This is a genomic window from Stenotrophomonas sp. STM01 (assembly GCF_014852135.1).
In the GTDB taxonomy this organism is placed as follows: domain Bacteria; phylum Pseudomonadota; class Gammaproteobacteria; order Xanthomonadales; family Xanthomonadaceae; genus Stenotrophomonas; species Stenotrophomonas capsici.
In genome coordinates this window covers 213,750-231,677 of record NZ_JACVBA010000003.1, presented here as the reverse complement: position 1 = coordinate 231,677, position 17,928 = coordinate 213,750, and the positions used below count along the sequence as shown (strand labels likewise).

19 protein-coding genes and 4 tRNA genes are annotated in these 17,928 nt (G+C 66.8%); 11 read left to right on the top strand and 12 right to left on the bottom strand.

What is annotated here, in order from left to right; translation table 11 throughout:
• Positions 1-34: 34 nt before the first annotated feature.
• From pgi to pcnB, 6 genes are all read right to left on the bottom strand, one after another.
• Positions 35-1,546: a glucose-6-phosphate isomerase gene (gene pgi, locus IB227_RS15280; protein WP_192288097.1), complete on the bottom strand. Its 1,512-nt coding sequence runs from the start codon at positions 1,544-1,546 to the stop codon at positions 35-37.
• Positions 1,543-1,923, bottom strand: a complete 381-nt coding sequence (panD, locus tag IB227_RS15275; protein WP_192288096.1) for an aspartate 1-decarboxylase — start codon at positions 1,921-1,923, stop codon at positions 1,543-1,545. Before panD ends, pgi begins: the two co-directional genes overlap by 4 nt.
• A 180-nt stretch (positions 1,924-2,103) precedes the next feature.
• The gene (gene panC, locus IB227_RS15270) at positions 2,104-2,946 is read right to left on the bottom strand and encodes a pantoate--beta-alanine ligase (protein WP_192288095.1); all 843 of its coding nucleotides are present in this window, start codon (positions 2,944-2,946) and stop codon (positions 2,104-2,106) included.
• A complete protein-coding gene (gene panB, locus IB227_RS15265; protein ID WP_132862799.1) occupies positions 2,943-3,758 on the bottom strand; it encodes a 3-methyl-2-oxobutanoate hydroxymethyltransferase in 816 nt (271 codons plus the stop codon). Before panB ends, panC begins: the two co-directional genes overlap by 4 nt.
• 31 nt (positions 3,759-3,789) lie before the next feature.
• Positions 3,790-4,278: a 2-amino-4-hydroxy-6-hydroxymethyldihydropteridine diphosphokinase gene (gene folK / locus IB227_RS15260; protein WP_192288094.1), complete on the bottom strand. Its 489-nt coding sequence runs from the start codon at positions 4,276-4,278 to the stop codon at positions 3,790-3,792.
• A 6-nt stretch (positions 4,279-4,284) separates the two neighbouring features.
• Complete coding sequence (gene pcnB / locus IB227_RS15255; protein ID WP_192288203.1) at positions 4,285-5,640, bottom strand: polynucleotide adenylyltransferase PcnB; 1,356 nt, start codon at positions 5,638-5,640, stop codon at positions 4,285-4,287.
• Between the two features lie 68 nt (positions 5,641-5,708).
• Between pcnB and IB227_RS15250 the strand changes: the two genes are divergently transcribed.
• Positions 5,709-5,783 (top strand) — tRNA-Glu (locus IB227_RS15250).
• A gap of 160 nt (positions 5,784-5,943) precedes the next feature.
• Entirely contained in the window at positions 5,944-6,267 is a 324-nt protein-coding gene (gene fdxA, locus IB227_RS15245) for a ferredoxin FdxA (protein WP_132862797.1), read from the top strand.
• 71 nt (positions 6,268-6,338) lie between these two features.
• Here the strand turns inward: fdxA and IB227_RS15240 are convergent, their stop codons facing one another.
• Together IB227_RS15240 and dapA are read right to left on the bottom strand one after the other, a co-directional pair.
• Positions 6,339-6,845, bottom strand: coding sequence for a hypothetical protein (locus IB227_RS15240; protein ID WP_132862796.1), 507 nt, complete (start codon positions 6,843-6,845; stop codon positions 6,339-6,341).
• A gap of 31 nt (positions 6,846-6,876) precedes the next feature.
• Entirely contained in the window at positions 6,877-7,770 is an 894-nt protein-coding gene (dapA, locus tag IB227_RS15235; protein WP_192288093.1) for a 4-hydroxy-tetrahydrodipicolinate synthase, read from the bottom strand.
• A gap of 160 nt (positions 7,771-7,930) precedes the next feature.
• Here dapA and IB227_RS15230 point away from each other — a divergent pair, with 160 nt between their 5' ends.
• From IB227_RS15230 to IB227_RS15190, 9 genes are all read left to right on the top strand, one after another.
• A complete protein-coding gene (locus IB227_RS15230; protein ID WP_132862794.1) occupies positions 7,931-8,491 on the top strand; it encodes a glycine cleavage system protein R in 561 nt (186 codons plus the stop codon).
• Between the two features lie 77 nt (positions 8,492-8,568).
• Entirely contained in the window at positions 8,569-9,048 is a 480-nt protein-coding gene (locus IB227_RS15225) for a peroxiredoxin (protein WP_192288092.1), read from the top strand.
• An 82-nt stretch (positions 9,049-9,130) separates the two neighbouring features.
• A complete protein-coding gene (locus IB227_RS15220) occupies positions 9,131-10,531 on the top strand; it encodes a PhoH family protein (protein WP_132862792.1) in 1,401 nt (466 codons plus the stop codon).
• Between the two features lie 17 nt (positions 10,532-10,548).
• A complete protein-coding gene (locus IB227_RS15215; RefSeq protein ID WP_225591920.1) occupies positions 10,549-11,028 on the top strand; it encodes a hypothetical protein in 480 nt (159 codons plus the stop codon).
• An 11-nt stretch (positions 11,029-11,039) separates the two neighbouring features.
• Positions 11,040-11,711 carry a YoaK family protein gene (locus IB227_RS15210; protein WP_192288091.1) on the top strand — a complete coding sequence of 224 codons (672 nt, stop codon included), beginning with the start codon at positions 11,040-11,042 and terminating at the stop codon, positions 11,709-11,711.
• A 34-nt stretch (positions 11,712-11,745) separates the two neighbouring features.
• Positions 11,746-12,555 carry a bifunctional hydroxymethylpyrimidine kinase/phosphomethylpyrimidine kinase gene (thiD, locus tag IB227_RS15205; protein WP_192288090.1) on the top strand — a complete coding sequence of 270 codons (810 nt, stop codon included), beginning with the start codon at positions 11,746-11,748 and terminating at the stop codon, positions 12,553-12,555.
• Complete coding sequence (locus IB227_RS15200) at positions 12,552-13,394, top strand: alpha/beta fold hydrolase (RefSeq protein WP_192288089.1); 843 nt, start codon at positions 12,552-12,554, stop codon at positions 13,392-13,394. Before thiD ends, IB227_RS15200 begins: the two co-directional genes overlap by 4 nt.
• Positions 13,395-13,456: 62 nt before the next feature.
• A tRNA-Arg gene (locus IB227_RS15195) sits at positions 13,457-13,533 on the top strand.
• Between the two features lie 50 nt (positions 13,534-13,583).
• A tRNA-Arg gene (locus tag IB227_RS15190) sits at positions 13,584-13,660 on the top strand.
• 503 nt (positions 13,661-14,163) lie between these two features.
• On the opposite strand, the gene IB227_RS15185 is transcribed toward IB227_RS15190, so the two are convergent.
• From IB227_RS15185 to recX, 4 genes are all read right to left on the bottom strand, one after another.
• A tRNA-Ser gene (locus IB227_RS15185) sits at positions 14,164-14,256 on the bottom strand.
• Positions 14,257-14,328: 72 nt separating this feature from the next.
• Entirely contained in the window at positions 14,329-14,532 is a 204-nt protein-coding gene (csrA, locus tag IB227_RS15180; protein WP_132862742.1) for a carbon storage regulator CsrA, read from the bottom strand.
• 140 nt (positions 14,533-14,672) lie between these two features.
• The gene (gene alaS, locus IB227_RS15175; protein WP_192288088.1) at positions 14,673-17,324 is read right to left on the bottom strand and encodes an alanine--tRNA ligase; all 2,652 of its coding nucleotides are present in this window, start codon (positions 17,322-17,324) and stop codon (positions 14,673-14,675) included.
• A gap of 99 nt (positions 17,325-17,423) precedes the next feature.
• A complete protein-coding gene (gene recX, locus IB227_RS15170; protein ID WP_192288087.1) occupies positions 17,424-17,915 on the bottom strand; it encodes a recombination regulator RecX in 492 nt (163 codons plus the stop codon).
• Positions 17,916-17,928: the final 13 nt, after the last annotated feature.

The window sequence follows — 17,928 nt, the reverse complement described above, 5'->3', positions numbered from 1 at the left end:
GCACGGCGTTTCCATTTCAATCCATCCGCAGCAATCAGCGCAGCAGCGCCAACGCCTCGCGCGTCACCGGATCGGCGATCTCCACCGCCTCACCCTGCAACGCCGGCAGCAACTGGTTGGCCAACTGCTTGCCCAGCTCCACGCCGAACTGGTCGAACGCATTGATGCCCCAGACCAGCGACTGCACGTACACCGCATGTTCGTACATCGCGATCAGCGCACCCAGCGACTGCGGGGTCAGCGAATCCAGCAGGATCAAGGTGCTCGGACGACCGCCCGGGTACTGCCGGTGCGGGTCTTCGCTGTCCTGGCCGTTGGCCAATGCCTCGGTCTGCGCCAGCAGGTTGGCCAACAGTGCCTGGTGGTTGACCGTGTACGGATCATCATTGCGCACGCAACCGATGAAGTCGGCCGGCACGATGCTGGTGCCCTGGTGCAGGGCCTGGAAGAAGCTGTGCTGCACGTCGGTGCCTGCACCGCCCCACCACACCGGCACGGTGTCCACGTCGACCGGGCTGCCGTCGAGCTTGACCCGCTTGCCCAGGCTTTCCATCACCAGCTGCTGCAGGTAGGCCGGCAGCAACGCCAGGCGCTGGTCGTAGGTCATCACCGCGTGCGTGGCATAGCCGAGCACGTTGCGGTTCCAGATGTCGGTCAAGGCATGCAGCACCGGCAGGTTGCGGTCCAGCGGCGCACTGGCGGCGTGGGCATCCATTTCCGCCGCACCGGCCAGCAACTGGCCGAAGCGCTCGAAGCCGATGGCCAGCGCGATCGGGAAGCCGACCGCCGACCACAGCGAATAGCGCCCCCCCACCCAATCCCACATCGGCAGCACGCGCTCGGCGGCGATCTCGAACGCCTTGGCCGCGCGCTCCGGATTGGCGCTGACCGCGTACAGGCGCGCACTGCCACCCAGCCAGTCACGCAGGATCGCGCCGTTGAGCAGCGTCTCCTGGGTACCGAAGGTCTTGGAGATCAGGATGCCGGCAGTGGTCGCCGGGTCCAGTGTGGCCAGCGTGCGCTGCATCGCCGCGCCATCGACGTTGGAAACGAAATGCACGCGGAAGCGCGCGCCGCTGGCCGGACGCAGCGCATCGGCCACCAATCGCGGCCCCAGGTCCGAACCGCCAATGCCGACGCTGACGATGTCGGTGACATTGCTCGCTTCCAGCTGCTGGATCAGCGCACCCATGCGCTGCTGCACCGCCACCGCCTCGGCGTTGGCCGCAACCGCGACCGGCGCCTGGCTGGCGTTGCCGCGCAGGGCGCTGTGCAGCACCGCGCGGTCCTCGGTGATGTTGATCCGCTCACCGCCGAACAGGCGCTGGAAGCCGCCGGTGACATCGCGCGCGGCGGCCAGCTCCAGCAACGCCTGCAGGGCGGCGGCGTCGTACTTCTGCCGTGCGAAGTTCACATACAACGGACCGACCTTGAGCGCCAGGCGTTTCACCCGGTCCGGCTCGGCGGCCAGCAGCGTGGGGATACCCGTGCCCTGCAAGCGCTGGGCGTGGGTGCGCAATACGTCGAATCCGTTGTACGTGGTCATGCGGCCTGTGTAGGGATGCTGTCGTTGGTGTGGGAAATGCGGTTGTCGCCGTCGACGTAGACCAGCTTCGGCTTGAAGCGGCTGGCTTCTTCCTCGCTCATGCTGGCGAAGGCGGCGATGATGATGATGTCGCCCACCTGCACGTGGCGCGCGGCGCCGCCGTTGAGCGAGATGATGCCGCTGCCGGCTTCGGCACGCAGGGCGTAGGTGGTGAAGCGCGCACCGTTGGTCACGTCCCAGATGTGCACCTGTTCGAACTCGCGGATGCCGGTGGCCTGGAGCAGGTTGTCATCGATGGCGATGGAGCCTTCGTAGTTCAGCTCCGAGTGCGTGACGGTGGCGCGGTGGATCTTGGTCTTGAGCAGGGAAAGTTGCATGGCAATGCCGAAAACTGCGTGTGAAAGCGCGCAGTCTAGCACCCGCATGGCGGCTTGCCCGCACTGCAACAAGCGTGTTCCCGGGGACGGGGCCCGAAGACGCCGATGGCGCCACGAGGGCGCCATCGGCAGTCAGGAACAGGCATCGGCGGGACAGGCGAAGTCCCCTTGCTGCCCCATTCAGAACTCGACGTTGTCGATCAGGCGGGTGCTGCCCAGCTTGGCGGCCACCAGCGCCACGCGGGCACCGTCATGACTGTTCCCCGGCTCGCCCAGATCCGGCAGCCGCACCACCGCGTAGTCCACCTGGAAACCAGCCGCTTCCAGCTGTGCGGCGCCCTCGGCCTCGACCTGCTCGCGCGTGGCGCCCGCCAGGTAGGCCTCACGCATGGCCAGCAGCACGCGCCGGATCACCGTCGCCTGCGGACGGACCTCCGCGGTCAGGTACTGGTTGCGCGAACTCATCGCCAGGCCATCGCCTTCACGGACGATCTCGCCGCCGAGGATCTCGATCGGGAATGCCAGGTCGGTCACCATCTGACGGATCACCGCCAGCTGCTGGTAGTCCTTGCGGCCAAACGCGGCCACGTCGGGCTGCACCTGGTTGAACAGGCGGCTCACCACCGTGCAGACCCCATCGAAGTGGCCGGGGCGGAAAGCCCCTTCCAGCAGGGCGCTCACGCCCGGCACATGGACATTGGCGGCCAGACCCACGCCAAACGGGTACATCGATTCGACCGTCGGCAGCCACAACACGTCACAACCGGCCTGCTCAAGGCCGGTTGTATCGGCCTCCGGGGTACGCGGGTAACGGGTGAAATCCTCGTTCGGACCGAACTGGGTCGGGTTGACGAAGACGCTGGAGACGATCCGGTCAGCGTGCTGGCGCGCCAGCTTGACCAGCGAATAATGGCCAGCATGCAGATTGCCCATGGTCGGCACGAAGCCCACGCGCAGCCCATCGCGCTTCCAACCGGCAACGATGGCACGCAGCCGGGCAAGGTCGGTAACGGTCTCGATCATGATGCGTACGCATGCTCCGCGTCGGGGAAGGTACCGGCGCGCACGGCGTCGGCGTAGGCCTGTACGGCACCGGCGACCGAGCCGCCTTCGGCCAGGAAGTCCTTGACGAACTTGGGCCGGCGATGGCCGCTGTCCAGGCCGAGGAAGTCGTGCAGCACCAGCACCTGGCCATCGCAGTCCGGCCCGGCACCAATGCCGATGGTCGGCGCGCTGACCGCGGCGGTGACGCGCGCGGCGACCGGGCTGGGCACACATTCGAGCACCAGCAGGCTGGCGCCGGCGGCGACCACGGCCTTGGCGTCATCGACCAGTTGCTGGGCGGCATCACCTCGGCCCTGCACGCGGTAGCCACCCAGGCGTAGCACCGACTGCGGGGTCAGGCCAAGGTGCGAGCACACCGGGATTTCACGCTCGACCAGGTGGCGGATGATGTCCAGCTTGAAGCCGGCACCTTCGATCTTGACCATCTCCGCGCCGGCCTGCAGCAGCTGCAGCGAGGCCTCCAGCGCGCGCTCGGGGGTCGCATCCGCACCGAACGGCAGGTCGGCCACCAGCAGCGCACGCTGCAGCACGCGCGACACCGCGCGGGTGTGGTAGACCATGTCGGCCACGGTCACCGGCAAGGTGGAATCGTGCCCCTGCACGACCATGCCCAGCGAATCACCGATCAGGATCAGGTCCACGCCGTTGGCATCGAAGGCGCGGGCGAAGCCGGCGTCGTAGGCGGTCAACATCACCAGCTTCTGGCCGTTGCGCTTGGCGTCGGCCAGGGCCGGGACGGTCCAGGGTTTGCTGTCTGCGTGTGTGCTCATATGGGGGTAACGCTTGGTGATAAGCCGAGCATTATCCCCCTATCGGCGCGATGTCGCAGGTTTTGATGACAGCAAGTGTGTCCCGCACCGTTCCATGGCCCGGGATAAGCGCCAGCGGTGCCACGTCGGCCAGCGGCAGCAGGGCGAAGGCACGCTCGTACAGGTAGGGATGGGGCACTGTTAGTTGCGGCAGGTCGATGACCTGCTCGCCATAGAGGAGCAGGTCCAGATCCAGCGTCCGCGGCCCCCACTGCTCGCCCGGGTTGCGGATCCGCCCGAAGGCCTGTTCGGTGGAGAGCAGCTCGGCCAGCAACTCCGGCGCCGGCAGACTGGTCTCCACCGCGGCGGCAGCATTGATGAAGTCCGGCTGGTCCTGCTTGCCCCAGGCCGGGGTGCGGTACAGGCGCGAGGCCGCCAGCAGCCGCGTCTGCGGCAGCCGGCCCAGCGCCTGGATCGCGGCGCGCACCGTGCCGGGCGCGTCGCCGAGATTGGCGCCGAGCCCGATGCAGGCCATCACCATCGTGGCTTACTCGCCCGATACCGCGCCGCCGGGGCGCCGGCGGCGACGGCGGCGGCGACGCGGCGCCTCGCCGTCCTGCTCGGCATCGACCTCGGCGTGGATCGACTCCAGGCTCGATTCCAGCTCGCGGCCGTTCTGCTGCTGTGCTTCCTGCCAGAACACGATGTCCTGCTCATGCTCCGGCGAGGCCACCTGGCGCAACACCAGGAAGTCGAACGCGGCCCGGAAGCGCGGATGGGTCAGGGTGCGGAACACGCGCTTGCGCTGGCGCGAGGCGAAACGCGACTGCAGCAGCCAGATCTCCTGCATCGGCAGCGAGAAGCGGCGCGGCAGGGCGATCGTGCTCAACTGGTGCAGGGTCACCCGGTCGGCGGCGCGACGCTGCGCCTCTTCCGGGGCCAGGCCCTGCTTCTGCAGCCCGATCAGGGTCCTGCAGAACGCCGGCCACAGCAGCAGCGCGAACAGGAAGGCCGGCGAGACCGGCTCGTCGTTGGCCACCCGCTCGTCGGTGCTGCGCAGGCCGGCGATGACCATCCGGCGCAACGCGCCGGTACGGTTGCTCTTCAGCGCGGCGGCGCTTTCCGGGAACAGCACCTGCAGCAGGCCGTAGCGCTCCAGGCCCTCGAAGCTGGCCACGCCGTGGCCGGCCAGGAACAGCTTGAGCACTTCCTCGAACAGTCGTGCCGGCGCGGCCTCATTCAATAGCGTGGCCAGGCGCGGGATCGGCTCGGCGGTCGGCCCGTCGATCTCGAAGCCCAGCTTGGCGGCCAGCCGCACCGCGCGCAGCATGCGCACCGGGTCCTCGCGGTAGCGCTGCTCGGGGTCGCCGATCAGGCGCATGCGCCGGGCCATCACGTCCTCGAAGCCGCCGACGTAGTCGCGGACCGAGAAATCCTCGATGGCGTAATAAAGCGCGTTGCAGGTGAAGTCACGGCGGACCGCATCGTCCTCGATGCTGCCGTACACGTTGTCGCGCACCAGCATGCCGTTCTCGACCTCGCGGTCGCCGCTGCCGTCATCGCTGTTGGCGCGGAAAGTGGCCACTTCGATGATCTCGCGGCCGAACACGACATGGGCCAGGCGGAACCGCCGCCCGATCAGCCGGCAGTTGCGGAACAACTGCTTGACCTGCTCGGGGGTGGCGTCGGTGGCCACGTCGAAGTCCTTGGGCCGCCCGTCCACCAGCAGGTCGCGCACGGCGCCACCTACCAGGTAGGCACCAAAGCCGGACTCGCGCAGGCGGTACAGCACCCGCAGCGCATTGGGGCTGATGTCCTTGCGCGAAATGGTGTGCTGGTCGCGCGGGATGACATGCAGCGTGAATGGTGTTGTAACTGGGGAATTGATGGTGGCGCTTCCAATTGGGTTTACGGGATTGCCGAACGGCAACCAGGTGCATATACTAGCGCGCTCGCCAGACGCGACCAAACGCTCCCTTCGTCTAGTGGTTAGGACGTGGCCCTCTCAAGGCTAAAACAGGGGTTCGAGTCCCCTAGGGAGCGCCAACTCCGTCTGCGATACATCAAGAGCCCCGCCCTGCGGGGTTTTTTGTTTTGCGGCCCAGCCCCCCCCTGCCAGGCCCCGCGGCCTGCCGCGAACGAACATCCCCCCGCCCTGCCACGGCATCCTGCACTAGAATTGCCGGGCTCAAAGCCGGACCCCGCCATGCCTTTCGTCGTTACCGAAAACTGCATCAAGTGCAAACACACCGATTGCGTTGAAGTCTGCCCGGTGGATTGCTTCCATGAAGGCCCGAACTTCCTGGTCATCGACCCGGATGAATGCATCGACTGCACCCTGTGCGAGCCGGAATGCCCGGTCAACGCCATCTTCCCGGAAGACGACGTGCCGGCCGGCCAGGAGGTCTTCGTCGGCCTCAACGCCGAGCTCGCCAAGGAGTGGCCGGTCCTGACCGTGCGCAAGGACCCGCCGGCCGACGCCGCCGACTGGGACGGCAAGCCGGACAAGCTGAAGCTACTCGAGCGCTGATCGCGCCGCAGCTCCCCCTATGAAAACGGGCGCCCTGGGCGCCCGTTTTCGCTGCTGGCGGCGGCCCGGCCTCAGCCGGCCAGCTTGGCCTTCAGCGCGGCGATCAGCTTGACCGCGGCCGCGTCCGTCGCCGGCATGCCGCGCGGGTCCACCGCCGACACGTAGGCACCGGCATCCACGGCCACCACGCGCACCAGGAAGTTGCTGCCTTCGTAGCCGACATCATAGGAGCCCAGCAGCTGCGCACGGCTGGCGATGGTCACCCCTTCGATGCCGCCAAGGGCGTCACCCACCTTGCCGAACACCTCGTCGCGACTACCGGCGGCGGTGAAGCCGCTCTGCGAGGAGGCCACGCTCGCCTGCGAAGCGGCCACCGGCTTGTTGGCCGAGGCCAGCGCCGGGATGGCCGCGGCACCGGAGGTGTTGGGCAGGTTCAGATCCGGCGGGACTTCCAGCGGGCGAGCTTCCGGCGCCAGGGCGTAATCGCCGCGCGCACCGCGGTGGCAGCCGGTGGCGGCAATGGTCGCAACGGCCAGCAACGCCAGCGAAAGCACGCGAACAGTAGAGGTTTGACGCATGGGTGAATCTCCGAGGTTCAGGCCGCTGCGATCAGCGGCTGGATAGTTCTTCCAGCGCACCCACGTCGGCGGCCAGATGGTCGGCAGCAGCGTGATGCGGCGCGGAAAGCGGGAGCAGCGGCAGGCGCAGCCCGTGACCGATGCCAATGCGCTGCAGCAGCGCCTTGACCGGGATCGGGTTGGACTCGACGCCACAGAAATCGTGGTACGGCTGCAGGCGGGCATCCCAGGACTCGGCCGCCTCGTGCCGGCCGGCACGGGCCAGGTCGCACAGGGTCCGGTAAGCGCCCGGCAGGACATTGGAGCCGACCGAGACCAGGCCATCGGCACCGGCCAGGATCGAGCGCGCGGCGGTGCCGTCATCGCCACTGAGCAGGGCGAACGTGTCGCTGCGCAGCTCCAGCAGCGCCTTCAGGCGCGCCATGTCGCCCACCGCTTCCTTGATGCCGACGATGTTCGGGTGCGTGGCCAGCTGGGCCACCGTCTCCGGCAGCAGGTCGCAGCCGGTGCGGCCCGGCACGTTGTACAGCACCACCGGCAGCCCGCCCTGCTCGGCCACCGCCAGGTAGTGCTGGCGCAGCCCTTCCTGGGTCGGCCGCACGTACGGCGGGGTGACCACCAGCGCGTGGGTCGCGCCATTGGCGGCGGCACGCCGGGTCAACGCGATGGTTTTCGCGGTACCGGACAGGCCGGTGCCGGCCATCACCGGAATTTTGCCGCCGAAGGTCGACACGGCGCTGCGCAGCAGGCTGTCGTACTCCTCGTCGGACAACGTGGCGGCCTCGCCGGTGGAGCCGGCGACGACCACGCCCTGCACGCCGGCCTGGCGCTGCAATGCGAGCAGCCGCTGCCAGGCGTCAGGATCCAATGCGCCGTCTTCCCTGAACGGGGTGGCCAGCGCGGTGATGAGACCAGTAATGGACAAGGAATCGTCGCTCTTCGTGGGGGTAAAGAAGCCCGCCAGACGGCGGGTTCGTGACCAAAAGCATGTTACTTGCCGGTCGAAAGCAGGGGCAAGTATGCTGGACGCCAGTGAACGGGCCGCCAGCGGCGCCGTTCAGACTCTCCAGCATTCCGGAACCACCTTGACCGACACCACGCCGCGGCCGCTGCCGACTGAAAACCACCTCCTGATCAACGCCTACACGACGCATCCGGAGTCCCCCCTGCTGTCCGTCACCCGTCGCATCGCCGACAGCGGCTGCAACCTGGTCGACGCCCGCCTCTCCACCGTCGGCCGTGATGTCTCGGTCACCACCCTGGCCACCGGCTCATGGGATGCCGTGGCCAAGCTGGAAGCCATGCTGTCGCGCCTGGAGCGCGAGGAAGGCCTGAAGCTGGTGTGGTACCGCACCGCCGCCAAGCAGGTGCAGTCCAACCTGCTGCCGTACATCGTCGAAGTGATCGCCGCCGACAAGCCGGGCATCCTGTTCCAGCTGGCCGACTTCTTCGACCGCCAGGGCATCACCATCGAGAACCTGCAGAGCACGCGCTACCAGGCCATGCAGACCGGTGCGGAGATGTTCTCCGCGCAGATCACCATCGGCGTGCCTTCCAACATGCACATCGCGGCATTGCGTGACGACTTCCTCGAATTCTGCGACCACCTCAACCTGGACGCGATCATGGACCCGATGAAGTTCTGACATTCGCGCGCCCGTCACAGGCGCGCGGCGTTTCATGTGATTGCAATCGAATTACCCCAGGCTCCGGAAAGGATCCAATGAACATCGGCGACACCCTGGACCGCACGACCCTCGACCTCCCGCTGGCCCTGTCCGGCGGCGCCACCACCACCCTCGCCGAACAGGCCGGCCACTGGCTGGTGCTGTACTTCTACCCGAAGGACAGCACCCCGGGCTGCACCACCGAGGGACTGGACTTCAACGCCCTGCTGCCCAGGTTCAAGCGTGCCGGCGCGCAGGTGTTCGGCGTCTCCCGCGACTCGGTCAAGTCGCACGACAACTTCTGCGGCAAGCAGGGATTCAAGTTCCCGCTGATCAGCGACGCCGACGAGGCCCTGTGCACCGCCTTCGACGTGATCAAGCTCAAGAACATGTACGGCAAGCAGGTGCGCGGCATCGAGCGCAGCACCTTCCTGATCTCGCCCGACGGCACGCTCGTGCAGGAATGGCGCAAGGTCAAGGTTGCCGGCCATGCCGACGCCGTGCTGGACGCCCTGAAGGCCGCCCAAGCCAAGTGACCCACCTCCCGTACCAACCCACGCCACCGCCCTGCCCCGCAGGCGCGGTGGCGTGACCCTGTCCCGCCACCAGGAATCGACGATGACCCGAGGCAAGCGCATCTACGTACTGGATACCAACGTGCTGATGCACGATCCGACCGCGCTGTTCAAATTCGAGGAACACGATGTCTACCTGCCCATGCAGGTGATCGAGGAGCTGGACAACGGCAAGAAGGGCACCACCGAAGCGAGTCGCAACGCCCGCCAGGTGAGCCGCTTCCTCAACGAGCTGATCGAGGCGGCCGGCATCAACAGCGTCAACGAGGGCGTGCCGCTGCAACGTCCGCAGGGCCTGCAGCTGCGCGGCGCGCAGAGTGCCGGCCGCCTGTACTTCCAGACCAGCCATTTCGATGCCGGCAAGAGCTTTGGCAAGGTCATCCCGGACAACGCCATCCTCGGCGCGATCCTGGCGCTGAAGGAGCAGCACCCGGAAACACCGGTGGTGTTCATTTCCAAGGACATCAACCTGCGCATCAAGGCGGCCATCGCCGGCATCGACTCGGAGGACTACGAGAACGACCGCGCGCTGGACGACTTCAGCCTGCTCTACACCGGCGCCAACGCACTGCCGGAAGACTTCTGGAAGAAGCACACCGACGACCTGCGCAGCTGGAGCGACAAGGGCCGCACCAGCTACGAGATCCGCGCCACCGACGACGAGGACTGGCATCCCAACCAGTACGTCTACCTGCCCGGTGACGACGAGGTGGAACTGAAGGTCGCCAAGGTCGAGGGCGATGGCCGCGTCGTGCTCAGCCTGGTGGATGATTTCCGCCATGGCTCGCATTCGGTCTGGGGCATCACCGCGCGCAACCGCGAGCAGAACTTCGCGCTCAACGCACTGATGGACCCGGAGATCGACTTCGTCACCCTGCTCGGCACCGCCGGCACCGGCAAGACCCTGCTGGCGCTGGCCGCCGGCCTGGCCCAGACCATGGATACCCAGCGCTACCGCGAGATCATCATGACCCGCGCCACGGTCAGCGTCGGCGAGGACATCGGCTTCCTGCCCGGCACCGAGGAAGAGAAGATGACGCCGTGGATGGGCGCGCTCACCGACAACCTGGAAGTACTCACCCACAACCAGGAGGGCGGCGCCTGGGGCCGCGCGGCCACCAACGACCTGCTCGCCAGCCGCATCAAGATCCGCTCGCTGAACTTCATGCGCGGGCGCACCTTCCTGTCGCGCTACCTGATCCTGGACGAGGCGCAGAACCTCACCCCCAAGCAGATGAAGACGCTGATCACCCGCGCCGGCCCGGGCACCAAGATCGTCTGCCTGGGCAACGTGGAGCAGATCGACACGCCGTACCTGACCGAAACCACCTCCGGCCTCACCTACGCGGTGGACCGTTTCAAGAATTGGCCGCACAGTGCGCACATCACGTTGCGCCGGGGCGAGCGTTCGCGCCTGGCCGATTACGCCTCGGAGGTCCTGTGAAGCACCTGCATGTCCTGCTGTCGGCCGGCGCGATCCTCGCGCTGGCCGCCTGCACCCCGTCCAACGTCAAGCCCGGCGCCCTCGTGCCGACCGCGATCAAGGCCGGGCAATCCTGGGTGGTCACGCGCCCGGTCGTCGCCGCGCAGGTGCTGGACACCTGCTCGCGCGACAGCCCGGCCCGCCATGCCGGCGCGGTAACCGGCTACTGGGCCCCCAGCCGCAGCGATGTCGATGCGCTGGAAAGCCACCTGCCGCAGCTGTCCGCCTCGGTGCCGGATGCCGCGCAGTCCAACCGCCAGTACGTCGGCTTCGAATCCGAAGGCAGGCGCCTGATCTACGTCAACGCCTTCCCGCTGCCGGACCACAGCGAGATCAACCCCGCCCGTGAAGCCATCCGCGTCTGCGATGGCGGTCGCCAGTTCTGGGGCGCGGTCTACGACCCGCAGGCCGGCAGCTTCTCCGACGTGCAGTTCAACGGCCCGCCCGCGACGCCCTGAGTGCGAGGGACGTGGGAATACGCCTGCCCACCTGGGTCTGGATTGGTGCCGTCGCACTGTCGTGCGTTGCCGGCATGGTCAACGTGGTCGGCTTTCTCGGCTTCGAGCACCAGGCCGTCAGCCACCTGACCGGCAGCACCAGCCAGCTGGGCATGGCACTGGCCCAGCGCGACTGGCGCAGCGTCGGCCACCTCTGGGGCCTGCTGATCGCCTTCTCGCTGGGCGCCATGCTCAGCGGGCTGCTCATCCAGGACAGCACCCTGCAACTGGGGCGCCGCTACGGCGTGGCCCTTGCGCTGGAATCGATGCTGCTGTTGCTGGCCATTCCCCTGTTCAAGCAACACCAGGTGTGGGGCGCGATGTCCGCGGCCATGGCCTGCGGCCTGCAGAACGCGCTGGCCACCACCTTCAGTGGCGCGGTGGTGCGCACCACCCACCTCAGCGGCATGTTCACCGACCTGGGCATCGGCCTCGGGCATCTGCTGCGCGGCCTGCCACTGCAATTGCGACGACTGACCCTCAGCGGCCTGATCATCAGCGGCTTCCTCGCCGGCGGCGTGATCGGCGCCTGGCTGTTCGTGCGCTGGCAGTACGACGCGCTGCTGGTCCCGGCCCTGCTGACCGGCCTGACCGGCCTGGGCTACGTGCTGTATCGCCAATGGGCGCTGTTCCGGCATCACTGAGGCAGGCATCGCGCAAACACTGCACAATCGGCGCATGACTCCTTCCACGCCCGTTTCCGCCCTGACCATCGCCGGCTCCGACAGCGGCGGCGGCGCCGGCATCCAGGCCGACCTCAAGGCCTTTGCCGCCCATCGCGTGCACGGGCTGTCGGCCATCGCCGCGCTGACCGCGCAGAACACCCGCGGCGTCACCGCCGTGCATGTTCCGCCGCCGGGCTTCCTGCGCGCCCAGATCGACGCCTGCTTCGACGACTTCGACATCCATGCCGTCAAGCTGGGCATGCTGGCCAATGCCGAGGTGATCCATCTCGTCGCCGATGTACTTGAGCAACGCCGTCCCGCCCACGTGGTACTGGACCCGGTGATGGTCGCCACCAGCGGCGCCAAGCTGCTCGAAGACAGCGCCCTGCAAGCCATGCGCGAACGCTTGGTACCGCTGGCTACGCTGCTCACCCCCAACACCCCGGAGGCCGAGTTGCTGCTCGGCCGACGCATCACCCATGCCGGTGACGCCGAGGACGCCGCCGCCGCATTGATCCAACTCGGGGCCGGCGCCGTCCTGCTCAAGGGCGGCCACCTGCACGAAGGCAGCCGCGTCATCGACCGCTATTTCGACGGTGTCAGCAGCGAGGAGTTCAGCCACGCACGACTGCCGGTGGACGCCCATGGCACTGGCTGCACGCTTGCCTCGGCCATCGCCGCCCAGTTGTGCCGCGGCCTGAGCGCGGCCAACGCCTGCGAAGCGGCGATCGACTACGTCGCACGCGGCCTGCGCGGCGGCTACCTGCCCGGCCGCAGCGAGGTCATGGTGCTGGATCACTTTGGCGCGGCACCCTCCGCATGATCGGCGAGGCCCGCTTGGACGTCTCCACGACCGATGGGCACCGCTTCGAACTGCTGGCGCAGTTGCCTGACCGCCCCGTTGCCAGCCTGCTGTGGCTGCCCGCCCTGGGTGTCGCCGCCCGCCACTACCTTCCCTTCGCCGAAGCATTGGCGGCACGCAACATCGCCGTGTTCCTGCATGAGTGGCGTGGCAACGGCAGCAGCAGCCTGCGCCCGGGCCGCCACCAGGACTGGGGTTACCGCGAGCTGCTGCAGCACGACCTGCCTGCCGCCGAAGCCGCGCTGCACGCTGCGCTGCCGGGCCTGCCGATGCGCCTGGGCGGGCACAGCCTCGGCGGACAGCTCGGCAGCTGTTACGCCGGCCAACGGACCGACGAACTGGATGCGCTCTACCTGGTCGCCAGCGGCACGCCATGGTGGCGCAGCTTTCCCCCGCCCCGTGGCTACCTGCTGCCCTTGGCCTATCGCTTCCTGCCCTGGCTCGCCGATCGCAATGGCACCCTGCCCGGGCGTCGCGTGGGTTTCGGCGGTACCGAGGCCCGTGGCCTGATCCGCGATTGGGCCCGCGTCGGCCTCAGCAACCGCTACGCCGCCGCAGGACTGGATACGGACCTGGAGGCAGGGCTGCGCCGCATCCAGGCGCCGGTCGCGGCCGTTGTGTTCGATGCGGACTGGCTGGCGCCGGCCAGCTCCATGCGCGCCCTGTTGGCGAAGATGCCGGCCGCTCCGAGCACGCTGCAATTACTCTCTTCGGCCCAGCTCAACGCCCGTGCAGATCACTTCCACTGGATGAAATCTCCGCAGGCCGTCGCCTCGGCATTGCTTCATCACGATGATTAAGAAAATTTCACAAAGGCGTTGACGCAGCCGCAGCATATCCGCATAATCTCGCTCCTGACGACGCGCCCGTAGCTCAGTTGGATAGAGTACCTGGCTACGAACCAGGCGGTCGGGAGTTCGAATCTCTCCGGGCGCACCACGTCAGAAAGCAGAATTCAATTCTGCATGCTTCAAAACCTAATGAAATATGCGCCCGTAGCTCAGTTGGATAGAGTACCTGGCTACGAACCAGGCGGTCGGGAGTTCGAATCTCTCCGGGCGCACCATTTCAATAAAAAACAGCAGGCGCAGCCTGCTTTTTTTATGCCCGTCGTCCGGGCAGCCCTACCTATCCCCCCTCCCTCGCACGCGCCGCCGCAAGGCAGCCGCGCGCACCCGGCACGAAACAGCCCTCAGACGCGCGCGATCACAGCGCCACGCGCAACATACAGCTCCGTCGCACAACCCCAGGCCGCCTGCATCACCCAGGCAGGCGTCGTGCACACCCTGACGCGCACCAAGCAAGGCAACAGGACAGCGCACCACTCGCCACCACGGCACCCTGCCGCTTCATGCTTCGCCGTGCGCACCACGCATGCAAGCTCCCGCCTGAAAACGCCCTCAAGGGCATGCCCCAAGCAATGCATGCAATTCACCACGGCATCGCCTCAACCCACCCTCGGCACTGATGAAGACGAAGCCGGCACGCTTCGAACATACCGGCATGCATCGCACGCCGAGGCAATATCACGGGCAATAAAAAAGCCCCTGAAAAGGGGCTTTTTTAGACTGGCGGAGTGAGAGGGATTCGAACCCTCGATAGAGCTTTTGACCCTATACTCCCTTAGCAGGGGAGCCCCTTCGGCCTCTCGGGCATCACTCCGTTTTTCTTGCCCGCTGCGTATTCCGTAGCGGGGCGCGAAGAATAACGTTAAACGAGGTGAAAGGTAAACCCTTATTCGGAAGTTTCTTCACTTCCCGATGCACCCGCATCATCGCCACGCTGGATGCGCTGGAAAATCTCCTCGCGATGCACTGCCACATCCTTCGGCGCGGTGATACCGATACGTACCTGGTTGCCCTTGACACCGAGCACGGTCACGCTGACCGAGTCGCCAATCATCAGGGTTTCGCCTACACGGCGAGTCAGGATCAACATTTTTGCGAATCTCCATGGAACCGGGGGGCTTCCCGCCGGCATTGGCGCGCTTTGAAGCGATGCGCCCCACGACAAAGGGAAAAGACTCCCAATGTTAACGGCAGGGCGCAAAGACCTTCAAGGCAGATTTCTGTTCATGTTCAGGTCAAATGCGGCTTTATCCACGCCAGCACACCGTCAAGGGCCGACACGAGCTTCGGACCATCCTCACCGCCACCTTGGGCCATGTCTGGACGGCCGCCGCCCTTGCCTCCGATCTGACCGGCGACATGGGAGAGCAGTTCCCCGGCCTTGACCTTGCCCAGTGCGGCGCCGTTCACACCGGCGACCAGCGCCGCCTTGCCGTCCTGCACGCCCGCCAGCAGGATCACCGCGTCGCCCAGTTGCTGCTTGAGGCGGTCCATGGCGTCGCGCAGGGCCTTGGCGTCAAAGCCTTCCAGGCGGGCGGCAAGCACCTTCACGCCGCCAACCTCAATGGCCGAGGCGCCCAGGTCCTCGGTCGCACCGGAGGCCACCTTGGCCTTGAGTGCTTCCAGCTCGCGCTCCAGCTTCTTCTGGCGCTCGCCCAGCTGGCGGATCTTGTCCACCACGTCCCCTGCACTGCCGCCCAGCAACTGGGCCGCATCGTGCAGGCGCTGCTCCTCGTCGGCCACGTAGTCCAGCGCGCCCTGCCCGGTCACCGCCTCGATGCGGCGCACGCCCGAGGACACACCGCCTTCGGAGGTGATCTTGAACAGGCCGATGTCACCGGTGCGCGACACGTGCGTGCCACCGCACAGTTCGGTCGAGTACTCGCCCATCTTCAGGACACGCACGTGCTCGCCGTACTTCTCGCCGAACAGCGCCATCGCACCGAAATCCAACGCTTCCTGCATGCCCATGTTGTGCACTTCGGCCGCATTGTTGGCACGCACCTGCTCGTTGACCTTGCGCTCGATGACAGCCAGCTCTTCGGCCGTGATCGGCTGGAAGTGCGAGAAGTCGAAGCGCAGGCGATCCGGTGCCACCAGCGAACCCTTCTGCTGCACATGGGTACCCAGCACTTCGCGCAGGGCCGCGTGCAACAGGTGGGTAGCGGAGTGATTGAGGATGGTGGCGCCACGACGCTGGGCATCCACCTGCCCGGCCAGCACGTCGCCGATCTTCAGGGCACCCTGCTTCAACGTACCGACATGGCCGTGGAACTGGCCCGCGAACTTCTGGGTGTCGCCGACGGCGAACTGCAAGCCGTTGCCCACCAGCGTACCGGTATCACCGACCTGGCCACCGGACTCGGCGTAGAACGGGGTCTGGTCAGTCAGCACGATGACCTCATCACCGGCCTGGACGCTCTCCACCGGACGGCCATCCTTGAGCAGCGCGACCACGGTCAGGCCATCGGCCTGCAGGCGGTCGTAGCCCAGGAACACGGTCGGTTTCAGCGTAGCGACCAGTTCGGCGGACAGCGTCACGCCACCGCCGAACTTGCCGGCTTCGCGGCCCTTGCGGCGCTGGTCTTCCATTGCGGCGTCGAAGCCGTCGGTGTCCACGGTCAGGTCACGCTCGCGCGCGATGTCCTGGGTGAGGTCAAGCGGGAAGCCGTACGTGTCGTACAGGCGGAACGCATCCACGCCCGGGATCACGCCATCGCTCACCTTGGCGGCGACGTCGTCGAAGATCTTCATGCCGGCGTCGAGGGTTTCGGCAAAGCGTTCCTCCTCGGCCTGCAGGGCACGCACGACCGTATCGACCTGCGCCGGCAGCTCCGGATAGGCCTCGCCCATCTGCTCGACCAGGGTCGGCACCAGCCTGCTGAAGAACGGCTGGCGCACGCCCAGCATCCACCCATGGCGCAATGCGCGACGGATGATGCGGCGCAGGACGTAACCACGGCCTTCGTTCGACGGCAACACGCCATCAACGATCAGGAACGAACAGGCGCGGATGTGATCGGCGATCACGCGCAACGACTTGTTCTCCAGGTCGGCCGTGCCGGTCAGCTCGGCGGCCTTGCGGATCAACGCCTGGAACAGGTCGATTTCATAGTTGGTATGCACGTGCTGCAGGATCGCCGCCAAGCGCTCCAGGCCCATGCCGGTATCCACGCACGGCGCCGGCAGTGGCTGCAGCGAGCCGTCAGGCTGGCGGTCGAACTGCATGAACACCAGGTTCCAGATCTCGATGAAGCGGTCGCCATCCTCGTCCGGCGAGCCCGGGGGGCCACCGGCGATATGCGCACCATGGTCGTAGAAGATCTCGGTGCAGGGGCCACACGGGCCGGTGTCGGCCATCTGCCAGAAATTGTCCGACGCGTACGGTGCACCCTTGTTGTCGCCGATGCGCACGATGCGCTCTTCCGGGATGCCCACCATGTCACGCCACAGCGCATGGGCTTCGTCGTCGGTGTGATAGACAGTGACCAGCAGGCGCTCGGCCGGCAGCTTCCAGACCTGGGTCAGCAGCTCCCACGCCCAGGCGATGGCTTCCTTCTTGAAGTAGTCACCGAAGGACCAGTTGCCCAGCATCTCGAAGAACGTGTGGTGACGGGCGGTGTAGCCCACCGAGTCGAGGTCGTTGTGCTTGCCACCGGCACGCAGGCAGCGCTGGACGTCGGCCGCGCGCACGTAGCTGCGCTTTTCCGCCCCCAGGAACACGTCCTTGAACTGCACCATGCCGGAGTTGGTGAACAGCAGGGTCGGGTCATTGCCCGGCACCAGCGGCGCCGACGGCACGATGGTGTGGCCCTTGCTCTTGAAGAATTCGAGGAAATCGCTGCGGATCTGGGAGGTAGTGAATTTGACAGGTGTATTCATGGGGACTGGCAATAAGCTGGCAGACGGGTCCCGACCACCCTGGCGGGCACGGGAATTCGGGACAACCGAAACCCTGAAAGGGTATCAGGCCCAGCCCTCTCAGTCCTCTGGATCGTATCGGGTGGCGCTGCGGATACAGCTGCCGTCAAACCCGCGCCGGGCCAACAGGTCGGCGGCCTTGCGCCGTTGTGGCAGCTCCTGCGGGCCGTCCTCGCCAAAACGACGGCATACCAGCTCACGGGCGTTCTCCGCCCAATCGCCCTCGAACGTGGCCATCGCGGCCTCGATCTGCTCCCCGCTCAACCCATGGGTGCCCAGTTCGGCCCGGACATGCAACGGCCCATAGCCGGTATTGGCCCGGTTGCGGACCAGCGCTTCGGCGAAGCGGGTATCGTCCTGCCAGCCCTCCTCCGCCAGCCGGTTCACGGCGGCGTCCACCGCTTCGGCCTCGATGCCCCGGGCCTTCAGCTTGCGGCCAAGCTCCTTGCGCGAATGCTCGCGGCGCACCAGCAGGCCCAGCGCCCGCTGCAAGGGGGTTTGCTCACGGCGGCGCTTGCCCTTGCCGGCCGCTGGCTCCTCAAATTCGCTCATTGCGTCCATCACC